Raw genomic sequence first — 12,216 nt, 5'->3', positions numbered from 1 at the left:
CCCGTACCGCACCCGCCTGGAGGCGCTGCTGAACCCGCACCACCCCCGCTACCCGTCCACCCCCAACCCCGCCGGCCCGGCGTACTGGGTCACCCCCCGCCACCTGGCCGGCGACGACGGCATCCTCGCCGACCGGATCACCGGCCTGCTCACGGAGGCGGGCTGGACCAGCTGGACCACCGCCCGCAGCACCTGGCTGTTCCTCAGCCCGGGCCGACTGTGCGGTGCCGAATGGATCCTGACCGACAACCTGTTCCATCTCGGGAACCTCCCCGTCGCCTGGCAGGTCTCTGCCCGACCCGCCGCCGACAGCGCGCTGGCCGAGTGGAACGCCTACTTCACCGCAGGCACCCCGCACGAAGCCGTTGCGGACTTCCTCCTCGCCGTCGAGGCACGCACCGACCCGGCCCTCAACTACGACGGCCCCGAGGCCGTCCTCGACGCGTTGACCGCGCTCGGCTGGGCCCGCGATGTGGACCGGCCCGAGACCACCGCCTGGGATCCCGGCCTGTCGGCCGGCTTCACCTGGGGACCCGCCCCGGCGGAGATCCAGGATGCCGACCCGCGCCCGGACCTCATGGGCTGGCAGGTATGGGCCGAACCCGTACTCGGCGCCCCGTACCAGTGGGCCGCCACCTTCAGCCCCAGCGTCCCCCACGACCTCGTCGCCGCGTTCGCCGCCTCTCTTGCCTCACCCGCCCCGGTCCTGCGCCGCACCCTGCCCGAAGGCACCGAGGGCCGCCTCATCCTCACCCGGGCTCACTGAACCCCGACACCAACCCACCACCTGCACGTACGTCTTGGAGGGATCCCTTGCCGCGCAGCCTGCCCAAACTGACCGCCTACCACCCCGACGGCACCGAATGCCCGACCGTCGGCCCCGACCGGCACCGTCTTTCCCCACGCGGCTATCCCCGCAGCGATGGCTGCACCGGCCGCGCTACCTGGGAAGCTGTCTGCACCTGCGGATGGACCTGCACGGCCAGTCTCAGAGTCGTACCCGACGACGCCCGTAGACGGCACGCGTGCGAATGACGGTGCCGACCCGGTCTGCTGGACAAAGCGGGCCCGGACGGCATGCCGACCTCTCGGCACTCACGACTTCAGGCCCGGGACTCCCTCAACGGGAGTCCCGGGCCTGTCGCGTTTGCCGACGAGGCGGGACACCATCCGGGGGCGTCCGAGGCAGGAAACGTGGCATGGCGAGGGGACGCGCCGGCCAGAAATGCGAGGCGATCAGTTCGAGCAGTGCCCTAGCCTGCTCGCCATCCGACCGACAAGGGGAACCCCATGTCCAGTTTCCAGCCCGTTCGCCCGGAGATCATCACCTTCTACGACCAGTCCGACGAAGCAGGACGCCTGCACACCACGGCCACCGGCATGCTCGAACTGGAACGCACCCGGGAGCTGTTACGCCGGCATCTGCCACCCGCACCCGCGAGGATCCTCGACGTCGGCGGCGGGCCCGGCGCCCACGCCCGCTGGCTCACCGAGGACGGCCACACCGTGCACCTCATCGACCCCGTCGCCAAGCACATCGCCCAGGCCGCCGAAATCCCGGGCGTCACCACCGAACTTGGCGACGCCCGGACCCTGACCGCGGCCGACGACTCCTTCGACGTCGTCCTGCTCCTAGGCCCGCTCTACCACCTGCATGAACAGTCCGACCGGCTCGCCGCCCTGCGCGAGGCCCGCCGCGTCCTGCGGCCCGGAGGCCTCCTCGCCGCAGCCGTGATCAGCCGCTACAGCCCGCTGCTTGACTACATTGCCACGACTGGCATCGCCGAGCGCGCCATCCAGGACGGTGTGCGCACCACCCTCGACGAAGGCCGCTACTCCGGTTCCCGCGGGTTCACCCACGCCTATTTCCAGACCTCCGCCGAGCTCCGCGAAGAGCTGACGGAGGCAGGGCTCGCCGAGCACACCGTCTACGGGGTGGAGGGGCCGGGCTGGGTCGCGGTCAAGGCGATCACGAAGTACGCGGGCATCGACCTGATCGGCACCCCCATGTACGAGGCGGCGCTCGCTGCTGCACGTGTCGCCGAGCCATACCCGGCCCTGACGGATTCCTCGGCCCACATGCTGGCTTTCGCCCGTGGCTGATTCCGGCTTCGTCCGGGCGTCCACGCCGAACACGTCGCCCTGGGGGAGGGTCGCGGCGCATCGGCGTCTCCCGGCCAGCGTCCTGCCGTGCCGCGTTGCCGGGTGCACCAAGCACCAGCGTCGCGGCGCGGCATGTGTAGGTGTTCGGTTGCCTTGCCTAGCTAGTTATCGGGGCGGCGCAGTGCGCGGACGGCATCGTCGAGGCTGAGGTGGCGCTCGTTCAACCGCTGGACGTGCCAGCGTCCGTCGAGGTCGATCTGGGCATGGAGTGTGCCCAGGTACCGAGCGTTCTCGTAGGCGGCCCAGGAGGGGCGGTCTGTGTCGATGGGGCGTACGAGTTGAACGGGGACGCCGTCGACCAGGTGCTCGAGCCAGTGGTTCCACTCCGCGGGGTCTTCCGGGTCCGTGGCGACCCGTACCGCCTCTTTCGCATCATGTGTCGATGCGGGAGGTGCCGCCCAGCTGTGCGGTGCACAGCTGGGCTTCGCGCTGCCTCGTGGGTTAGGTCTCTGCCTCATCGCCGGTGTCGGGGTTGTCGACTGTCCGGCGGTACTCCGGGTGGTTCTTGTCCATCTGGATGCCGAGATGGATCGGTGCGGGGTATTGGGTGCGGTGTTCCCAGTGAAGGGCGTGGTCACAAAGACGGGCAGCGGTGAGGCCGTAGGTGAGCAGGGCCTGGTCGGCTGGATGGTGAAGCACGGTGATCTCCGTTGCCGTGTGGCTGTACCAGGTTTCGGCTTGTTCCTTGGGGTCGCTGCTGCCCCACCGGGTGTAGGACTCGCCTGCTCGGGCGTAGCGTGCGCCTCCTGTGAACTGGTGGGGGAGGTTGCACAGGATGAATGTCTGTTCTGCGTCTTCCATCTGGAACAGGCCGGTGGCGAGCTTGCCTTCCTCGGTGCAGGTTTCGTCGTGCTCCGGGTCGTGGCGGAGGCGTTCGATGAGGGCTGGCCTCGCCACGTTGTCGCTTCCTGAGGTGACCCGGATGACTGCTCGGGGGCGTTGGTCGGGTGCGAGTGTGAAACCGGGCAGCGCCGGCCGCCCATTGATGAGGCCGGCGGCGTCGGGCCTTTTTCCCAGGTTCTTGTTGGCGAGGAGAGGCCAGATGCTGCGGGCTTCGGCTCCGGAGACATACAGGATGTATCCCTGTGATCGGCCGGCGTGCCTGCCCAGGTCGTAGAGTGCGTGGTCGATGTGCCGGGGCAGGAGGTCATCGCGGCGTCTGCCTTCCGGGAGTGGCCTGGCCCGGAACTGGTGGTTGGCGGTGGCGTAGTCGCGCCAGGTGCCAGGGCCGGCGTGCTCGGCGGGAAGGTATGCGAGGGTTCGCCAGTAAGGGCCGTGGGGAACGAGGGCGACGAGGGTCCACATCAGTTTCGGTTCGTCGGTGCCTACGTGCCGTTCACCGCGCTGCTGGCGCAGGTGGAGCCCGACGTGGACGAGCGGCTCCTTGAGGCCGTTGGGGCCGGAGGCGAGTGCTTTGGTCAGTCGCGGGTGTACGAGGCCTGCCACGCGGGACAGGTCTGCTACGGCCATGTGGCCGCGGTGGTGGCCTTGAAGTTCCAGGCCCAGGAGTTCGAGGTCGGTGTTGAGTTCGCGCTCCTTTTTGCGGGGGTTGCGTCGTCCGGGCTTGTACAGGGTGAGAAACTGTGCCAGGACTCGATGTCGGGCGAGCTCGCCGTTGACTCGGTGCTTTGCATCGAGGGTGTCGGGGTTGACGACGGTGGAGTCGGTCTTCTTCGAGGCGCGTCGTTGGCGGGCCCAAGTTTTGGGGTCGTACTCGGTTTCGCACAGGGCGAGAAGGCGGGTGTGCTCGGGGGCGTCGAGGCCGTGGAGTTGTCTGACGAGTGTGGGGCGCTGATCGTGGTGCTCGCCGTGAGCCAGGAGTTCCGGTGCTGACTGGAAGAGGACCTCGACGTGTTCGTTGAGGGGCACGACCTTGTGCTCGCCGATGCCGCTGGCGGCAAGGTCGGGGCGATTGAAGTGGTAGGCCAGCAGGGACTGCATGCGGGTGCGCATGTCCTGGCTCTTGTAGAGGGCGAGGATGCGCAGTTTCCGGCAGCCGGATGCGGCAATGATGTGCGGCAGGTTCTCGTCGTCCCACAGGATCGCGTCGCGGCCTTCGATGGTGGTGCGCCGGTTGCCGAAGGGGCGTCGGCCCGCGACCTGTGCGCACTTGACCAATGACTGGTCGAGGGCGGTACTGACGTGGCGGGCGAGTTCCCGTTGGCCGTACATGCCCAGGCCCCTGCCGACCGGGTAGCTCGTGGCGAAGGGTACGAGGGCGCGCAGCTTGCCGGGAGGGCCGCTCAGGTCGAGGGCGGCGGGGGTGAGGAACTCATTGTCCTCGTCACGCGGGAAGACGGATTCTCCGTGCAAGCGGGTCCACGCGTCCAGCGCCAGACGGGTGGTGTGGTTGAGGTGGGTGTACTCGCCGTATCCGCCGAGCTCGAGGTTGAGGAGGGGGCCTTGGGCATTGCGGGGCTCGAACCAGGCTGTCCGTGCGTTGCGCAGCGTGTTGCTCAGCCGGGAGACGGAAGGTTGCACGACGGCCACCGGGTGTGTCAGGCCGGGGTGGGAGTTGATACTGACGTCGAGCCGGAGGGTGGCGTATCGGGTGACCTTCTTCCAGGCGTCGTCTTCCTGGTCGGGCTTGGGGGTGTCTTCGAGGGTTTCACCACGGGCGGCGAGCCAGGTGTTGCTCCATATTGATCAGAAACTCAAAGGGTTCTCTTCGAGGGTGTAGCGGACGTGCGGGCCGTGGAAGTAGCCGCGGACGATGTGCGGCTGGCGCTGACGGCGGTGGAAGAACCGTCGTGTCTCGCTGGCGAGTTGGGCCTGGGTACGGGCTTTGCTGCTCGCGGGAAGGCTCCGTTTGAGGTCTGCGTTGACGAGCTCGTCGGGGTTGAGTTCGGGCGAATACGACGGCAGGAAGTGCAGCTCGACCTGGTCGGCGTGATCGGCCAGCCAGTCGCGGACCGTGCGGGACCGGTGGGCTGAATGCCGGTCCACCACGAGGTGGATCTTGCGGTCGAAGTGGCCGGCGAGGCGGTCGAGGAACCGGCACATCACGTTCGCGTCGAAGCTCTCGGTGAACACCATGAAGTGCATGCGGCCCTTCGTGCTGATCGCCGACATCGCGTTCACGGAGATCCGGTTCCCGGTCCGCCGGACGATCGGGGTGCGGCCCCGCTCGCCCCAGGTGCGGCCGCTGACCTGGTCGGAGCGGATGCCGACCTGGTCGGCGAAGAGGACCTCGCCGCCCTCCGCCTTCGCCTTCGCGCGGATCGCCGGCCAGGTCTCCTCCAGCCAGACCCGCACCCCCTCCGGGTCCTGCTCGACCGCCCGCTTGTCGGGCCGCTGGAACGACAGCCCCCACCGCTTGAGGTACTTGCCCACCCCCGGCTCGGTCAGCCGCACCCGGTACAACTTCGCGATCAGTACGCCGACCTGGCCACGCGTCCACAGCTGCCCGGATAACCCAAGGTCACAAGGGCGGTGATCGAGTACCGCCTGGCGAAGGGCCGCCTGCTCGGCCTCGGACAGCACCTGATGCTCGCCCACGCGCTTGCCCCGCGGGCGAGCGGTCAGCGCATCACGCCCGCCGGCCAGCCATTTCGCCCACCAGCCGTCCACCGCCTTCAGCGAGACCTTGAACACCGCCGCAACCTCCGCACGGTCGCGGCCCTCCACCAGCGCGGCCACCGCCCGCAGCCGCAACGCTTCCTGCGCCGTCGGCGACAGGTGCCGCGCGTCCCCCACCAGATCACTCACACCACTACAACGACCCAGAACCCCAACCGTTTCGGATCAATAGGACCCGACGACAGAAAGCCGCAACCAAGGGGCGGGGGAGAGCGCACTGCATCCGCCACTTGAAGTGGCGTGATCAAGATGAAGGGCGCGGGGTCCCGATTCCGACCACGATCGCGGCCAAGATCCGGGACCACATCGACAAGTACGGTACCTACCGTGTCGAGACCGGGCTGAACCGGATCGAGGGTGACTACCTGTTTTCGAACGTGGGTCGTACCAACATTCTCATGTACTCCCTTGTGGACAGGCTGTGGCGGACGGCAAAGAGGGCCGCCGGCATCACCAGGAAGATCACACCTCACTGGCTCCGGCACTTCTTCGCCTCGGCCGGATTGTCCAAGGGCGTGCCGGTGACCGACATGGCTGAATGGCTCGGACACCGCGACCCCAAGATCACCTATCAGACGTACGCGCACGTGATGCCGGACGCGCCACAGCGTCTGCGCGTGGTCATGGACTCGGTGTTCACGCTCGACGTGGAGCTGTCGCTGCCTCTGTCGTTCGAGGCGCTGACCGAGGCGGCGTAAGCGTGCCAAGCCGACCCCCGGCCACGTCAAGCAGGAACGGCGTCGTCGCGGCCACTGCCTGGAGCGGGCTCGCCTCGGTGGGTGGGACTTGCCGCCCGCCCGCTCGCCTCCCGCGGCGGCACCCACGCCGCGAGCGTCACCCAGCCAGCGCACACCACCACGGCTTCCGCTACCTCGCGGCAGGCGACCAGTGGTCCGACGAGAGCGACGCCGATGTTACCCACAGTCGCCCCGCCCCGTAACCAGCGGCCTGGGCCGCTTGACGGGCTATGCCGGCGGTCACGTAATTCGGCTCCGTCGGGGACCCTTTGATGGCGCAGAGCCAAGCTGGGGCGCCTATGCGGAAGGGTTCGGAATGGTGCCCTGCAGACGGTGCAGATCGCCGACGCCTGGCATCTGTGGCGGAATGTCGCGGATGCTAGAGACAACGGTCGGCTCACGCTACGGGTGCATCCAGGCCGCGTTCGCGGCGAACCGCGGTCATGGCGGAGGCAACCGCGAGGGGCCTGGTCGCGCCGGAGCCGTTTAGTCCGGTGGCCGTGCCGTTCGTCCCGCCGGACGGCACCCTCGCCGTTCATGGGCCAGCCCCGGCGCCTGGTGGCTCCGAGACGTGAAGATGTGAGGCAGTCCAGGCGCTGCTGACTGAGGGAAGGTTCCTGGCCGCGATCGGCCGGACACCGTGGCTGGACCGCTCCACCGTCCGCCGTTTCGCGCGCACTGGCAGCCTCGACGACATGCGCTGCGCCGCCCGCCGCGGAAACATGGCGAAGAACCCGTCGGCCGCCGCCTGGTCAGGCATGCCGGCAGGTGGTGGCGGTCCGTTCGATGACGGGCGGGGCGCTACGGTGAGCTGCGGAGTGTGGAGCGGTTGCTTCGACCGGTCACAGCGGTCAGAGCGGTATCCAGGAACTCGGGCTTCAGGCGGATGGCGGTGACGTGCTCGGTGAGGGCGAGCAGCATGGGGAGGGTGTACTCGACATATTGAGGGTCGTCGTCGAGTTCCTCAAGGTCGGGCGGGATGTCCGGGTCGAGGCCGATGAGGCGCATGGCGTCCACGAAGCGGTCGGGTTCAGTACCGTGGCGCGTATGGGGGGACAGGGCGTCGAAATACGTGAGTGTCTGGCCGTCGGCTGCGTAGCGGAAGCGGTAGTGGGCGAGAACGTTGGTGTGGATGCTGACGGCTTCCGTGCCGAGTGACAGCTGGCCCAGCAGGCTGGGATCGGAGCCGCGGGATCGCTCTTCTTCGAACGCCACGGTCCACTCGCCGAGCTCGATCCAGCTCACCAGGTCCGGGAACGCTGGGTGGGTGCGGCGCTCGTGCGTGGTCAGGGGTACCGCAGCTCGGGGGTCGGCACCGTAGTAGCGGGCGGTTTCGGCCGGATTCCTGCCCCGGACGAAGGTGAGGCAGCCGTAGTTGAGTCCTTCGTTTTCCGCCCATATATAGGGCTGGTATCCGATTCCCATCCGGTCTTCCTGACTCTTTGGCGGCAAGTATCCGCTTCTTCCCTGCACCCACAGGAACAGGTCACAGTGGCCATACGCTAGCTGACTAGGCGTTAGGTTATCCGCTGCTCGGCGGCACAGGCCGCCCGCAGCACAGCCTAAGGGGGACGTGTGAGACGCAGGTTCAGTACGCGGCGGGGTGCCCTCGCCTGGCTCGTTGCTTTAACGATCCTGCTGCCCGTTCTCGCACCTGGAGGCGCCGTCGCCACGGCCTCCAGCGCGATCGGTGGGCAGCAAGTAGGCGGTGCGCAAGAGGTGACCACGGTCGGGCCCGCCGCTTCGGCGAACGGCGCGGCCGACCGGCCGGCATCGCCCGCCCCCGGCCCCGCCGCGATCCCGGAAGCCCCGTCCGCGACCGCCCGGCCGCCGGACGCTTCGACGGCCACGTTGCCGCATGAGGAAGCACCTCGCGCTTCGGCCCAGTCCGGCAGTCCGGCGGCTGGTGCCGCGGAGATACCGGCCGGCGCGAGCGGCCCGGTGAACATCCTGCGCACCGTCCCGGATCCGCAACTGGCAGGCCGGCAGCCGCTGGAGTTCTTCCCCGGTACCTCCATACCCAAGGAGACATCCGAGCAGTTCGCCGACCGGAAGGCAGTTGCCGAAGCGGACGCGGCTACGGCCCGGGCGGCCACCGGTTCCCGCTCCAAGGCGCTCGCCGGGGCGGGAGCCGCTTCCAGCACGGTGCCCGACCTCTCGGTCGAGGAGTGCCGCAAGCGCCCGTCGGCCGAGTTTCACCGCGGGCTGGTGGTCAGTCACCGGTTCATGTGCCAGGTCCAGCGAGTAGAGGCCAAGCGTATGGTCTGCTCGACGGGAGAGTGCGAGGAAGTCGGCAAGTACACCTTCCGGGTCACGACGATCGGCAGGGTCTCCTACGACACCCAGGGCCGCGTGACGTTCAACATCCTCGTCGACGACTGGAAGCAGTCCGGCACCCCCGATCCGACCGCGTTCCTGCGCATCGACGTCGGGTGCACGGCGGGCCCGTACTCGTGCGGCGCGGAACCTACGAACGGGCTCGATGACACGATCACGAACTGGCAGCGGAACGGCCTGACGTTCGCCGCGTTCAACCCGCCGGCCTTCCAGAGTCCGCCGAGCGCCCCGGAGGGGGAGATAGCCGACTTCCCGTTTTACGTCCGGGTCAGCATGCCCGGTTACCGGGGCGTCGGCGACGTCTTCGCGGACAACGAGTTCCGTTGCGACGCGGACCCCAAGGTAGGGGGACCGAAGGCCGGCTGCGTCTTCCAAAATGTCGTCGAAGAGCTCATCATGGACCGGAATATTGGAGAGTACAAGTATTCGGCCCAGCACATCTGGGACGCCCAGTACAGGCCCGAGTCCACGGAACCCAAAGTGGCAGGCAAGAAGATCCCGGGGAGTGTGCAGAGCGGGGTCCCGCTGACCCGCCTCGCGCCGGGCGATGCCTCAGCGATCAAGAAGAACCGGGGCCGCTCAACCAGGACCTGCACGCGCGTCTTCGGCGCGAACTACGCGCAGTACGATCCCGCGACCAACACCCATCTCTACGACTGCGACGAGTACCCGTTCGCCAGCACCCAGCAGGGCGCCCAGATACCCCGCGGAAACACGAACTTCTCGGTCCGAGCCCTGCCGGAAGCCGACAACCAGGCGGGTGGCCGGGTCCTGGGCGACTTCTACCGCACGCAGCGGATCATCAAGGACGACCGCTTCTACGTAACGATCACCGGTCCGGCGATCCCTCCGGCGCCTGGGGCACCGGCTCCTCTGCCCGGGATGGAGACGTGGGGGCGCTGCGAGCAGTTCGACACCCCCTCCGGCGGCGAAGCCGACGTGTGCGGTCCGATCCTGGACAAGTACAAGGAGCGCGGCGGGCCCGCGAGTCTGGGCTACCCGCTGGACAATGACGTGATCGCCCCGGACGGCACGGGGCGTTTCCAGCACTTCAGCAACGACGCTTCCATCTACTGGAGCCCTGACACCGGCGCCCACACGGTCCGTAAGGCGATCCGTGACAAGTGGGCCGAGCTCGGTTGGGAGAGCGGGCTGGGTTACCCGACGACCGATGAGTCGGGTACTCCGGACGGCGTCGGGGCCTTCAATCATTTCCGCCGCACCGATGGCTGGGAGAACTCCGTCTACTGGACGGCCGGGACCGGAGCCCATGCGGTCATGGGCGAGATCCGCAAGAAGTGGGCGGCACTCGGCTGGGAACAGGGCTTGGGCTACCCCACCACCGACGAGGCGATCACCCCTGACGGGGTGGGACGCTTCAATCATTTCCGCCGGCTCGACGGCTGGGAGAACTCCGTCTACTGGACTGCGGGGACCGGTGCTCACGCGGTGATGGGTGAGATCCGTAAGAAGTGGGCGGCTTACGGCTGGGAACAGGGCCTCGGCTACCCGACCACGGACGAGAGCGCCGCGCCTGACGGTGTCGGGCGCTACAACCATTTCACCAACGACGCCTCGATCTACTGGACACCCGACACCGGCGCCCACACGGTCCGTAAGGCGATCCGTGACAAGTGGGCCGAGCTCGGTTGGGAGAGCGGGCTGGGTTACCCGACGACCGATGAGTCGGGTACTCCGGACGGCGTCGGGGCCTTCAATCATTTCCGCCGGCTCGACGGCTGGGAGAACTCCGTCTACTGGACTGCGGGGACCGGTGCTCACGCGGTGATGGGTGAGATCCGTAAGAAGTGGGCGGCTTACGGCTGGGAACAGGGCCTCGGCTACCCGACCACGGACGAGAGCGCCGCGCCTGACGGTGTCGGGCGCTACAACCATTTCACCAACGACGCCTCGATCTACTGGACACCCGACACCGGCGCCCACACGGTCCGTAAGGCGATCCGTGACAAGTGGGCCGCCTATGGCTGGGAGCGAGGACTGGGCTACCCCACGACCGATGAGTCGGGCACCCCGGACGGGGTCGGAGCCTTCAACCACTTCACCAACGGCGCCTCGATCTACTGGAGCCCGGACACCGGAGCGCATACCGTACGCATGGCGATCCGTGACAAGTGGGCCGAGCTCGGTTGGGAGAGCGGGCTGGGTTACCCGACGACCGATGAGTCGGGTACTCCGGACGGGGGCGGGGCCTTCAATCATTTCCGTCGGCTCGATGGCTGGGAGAACTCCGTCTACTGGAGCCCTTCCACCGGCGCTCACGCGGTCATGGGGGAGATCCGCAAGAAGTGGGCGGCGCTCGGCTGGGAGGGCGGCCTCGGCTATCCGACCACGGACGAGAACACCACCCCCGACGGTGTCGGACGCTACAACCACTTCCGCCGCACCGATGGCTGGGAGAACTCCGTCTACTGGACGCCCGGCACCGGGGCTCACGAGGTCCTGGGGGAGATCCGGAAGCGGTGGGCATCGCTCGGCTGGGAGCGGAGCTGGCTCGGCTACCCTACCAGCGGCGAGTACGCCGTCTCGGGCGGACGCCGGACCGACTTCCAGCACGGCTACGCCTTCTGGAACGCCGCCAACAACACCGTGACAACTATCGCCTACTGACCGAACGCAAGGCTCCAGCCGCGGCAGTCAGGGCCATCCATAAGTTGCGTGAGATGGCCTGGACCATTGTTCCAGGCGAGGCACCCCGTTGCCCCTTTCGGCGGACGGGCTGTGGGTCTCCGGGCCTCGATACCATCGGCCGCGGACTGCCGTCGCCTTGGCCTCACTGAAGTGCTCGGGCCCTGCCTTCGGCGGGGCCCGAGCCACGGCATCCCTGAGACACCAGGTTCCTCTTGAGGCGGTTGATCCCGCACTCGACCGCGTGACGGGGGCCGGCCGCCGCGGGAGGCTAGACCTGGCCGACGATGTCCTCGGTGAGGACGAGGTGTCGGGTTGGGGCACGGACGAGAGCGCCGACGACCTCGCCGCCCTGCCCGGGGGCTGGGGGCGAGGGTGTGCAGGCTGGCTGTGCAGCGGCCAACGGCGGCTTTGCACGGCTGACCCGGCCTGACCGCGTCGGGCGATGAGGGCCCCTCCACGCCCGATGGAGGGGCGCGGTCTGCCCGTCTCATTGCTGGGGCGTCCGGGTGTCTGCTGGGGAGTGTCGGGCCCTACAGCGGCGAGCCGCCCCACTGACTGCAGGCGGTTACGATCCCGTTCTCCTGAAAGCCTGTTGGCGTAGTGGATCGGGCCGCCGCCTGGCCGTCGCCCTCAGCTCCTGGCTCACTCCGGTGCTGGTTCGGTGCTGACTTTTGGTCGTCAGAGACAGGGAAGCCCCAGGTCATAGCGTCGATCGGATGAGTTGTCGTACCACTCGATGGTGGTCCCGACG

The 12,216-nt window shown here is 68.1% G+C and carries 7 protein-coding genes; 4 read left to right on the top strand and 3 right to left on the bottom strand.

What is annotated here, in order from left to right; genetic code table 11:
* Window positions 1-16 precede the first annotated feature (16 nt).
* Window positions 17-766, top strand: coding sequence for a DUF317 domain-containing protein (locus tag B4U46_RS40580; protein ID WP_079423952.1), 750 nt, complete (start codon window positions 17-19; stop codon window positions 764-766).
* 524 nt (window positions 767-1,290) lie between these two features.
* Complete coding sequence (locus tag B4U46_RS03430) at window positions 1,291-2,103, top strand: class I SAM-dependent methyltransferase (protein WP_079423950.1); 813 nt, start codon at window positions 1,291-1,293, stop codon at window positions 2,101-2,103.
* Between the two features lie 501 nt (window positions 2,104-2,604).
* Here B4U46_RS03430 and B4U46_RS03425 read toward each other — a convergent pair.
* Window positions 2,605-4,653, bottom strand: coding sequence for an RNaseH domain-containing protein (locus tag B4U46_RS03425; RefSeq protein ID WP_079423948.1), 2,049 nt, complete (start codon window positions 4,651-4,653; stop codon window positions 2,605-2,607).
* 156 nt (window positions 4,654-4,809) lie between these two features.
* On the bottom strand, window positions 4,810-5,871 hold the full coding sequence (locus tag B4U46_RS03420) for an IS630 family transposase (RefSeq protein ID WP_167747559.1): 1,062 nt from the start codon (window positions 5,869-5,871) through the stop codon (window positions 4,810-4,812).
* Between the two features lie 101 nt (window positions 5,872-5,972).
* Here B4U46_RS03420 and B4U46_RS03415 point away from each other — a divergent pair, with 101 nt between their 5' ends.
* On the top strand, window positions 5,973-6,440 hold the full coding sequence (locus tag B4U46_RS03415) for a tyrosine-type recombinase/integrase (protein ID WP_159402065.1): 468 nt from the start codon (window positions 5,973-5,975) through the stop codon (window positions 6,438-6,440).
* Window positions 6,441-7,280: 840 nt separating this feature from the next.
* Here B4U46_RS03415 and B4U46_RS03410 read toward each other — a convergent pair.
* Window positions 7,281-7,904 (bottom strand): DUF6461 domain-containing protein, encoded by a 624-nt coding sequence (locus tag B4U46_RS03410; protein WP_079423945.1) that lies wholly within the window; start codon window positions 7,902-7,904, stop codon window positions 7,281-7,283.
* Between the two features lie 294 nt (window positions 7,905-8,198).
* Between B4U46_RS03410 and B4U46_RS03405 the strand changes: the two genes are divergently transcribed.
* The gene (locus B4U46_RS03405; protein ID WP_159402064.1) at window positions 8,199-11,444 is read left to right on the top strand and encodes a NucA/NucB deoxyribonuclease domain-containing protein; all 3,246 of its coding nucleotides are present in this window, start codon (window positions 8,199-8,201) and stop codon (window positions 11,442-11,444) included.
* The last annotated feature ends 772 nt before the right edge of the window (window positions 11,445-12,216 follow it).

Origin of the sequence: Streptomyces katrae (assembly GCF_002028425.1) — a bacterium.
GTDB classification, from domain to species: domain Bacteria; phylum Actinomycetota; class Actinomycetes; order Streptomycetales; family Streptomycetaceae; genus Streptomyces; species Streptomyces katrae_A.
The sequence above is the reverse complement of the archived record's forward strand: the minus strand, read 5'-3'. Positions and strand labels throughout refer to the sequence as shown.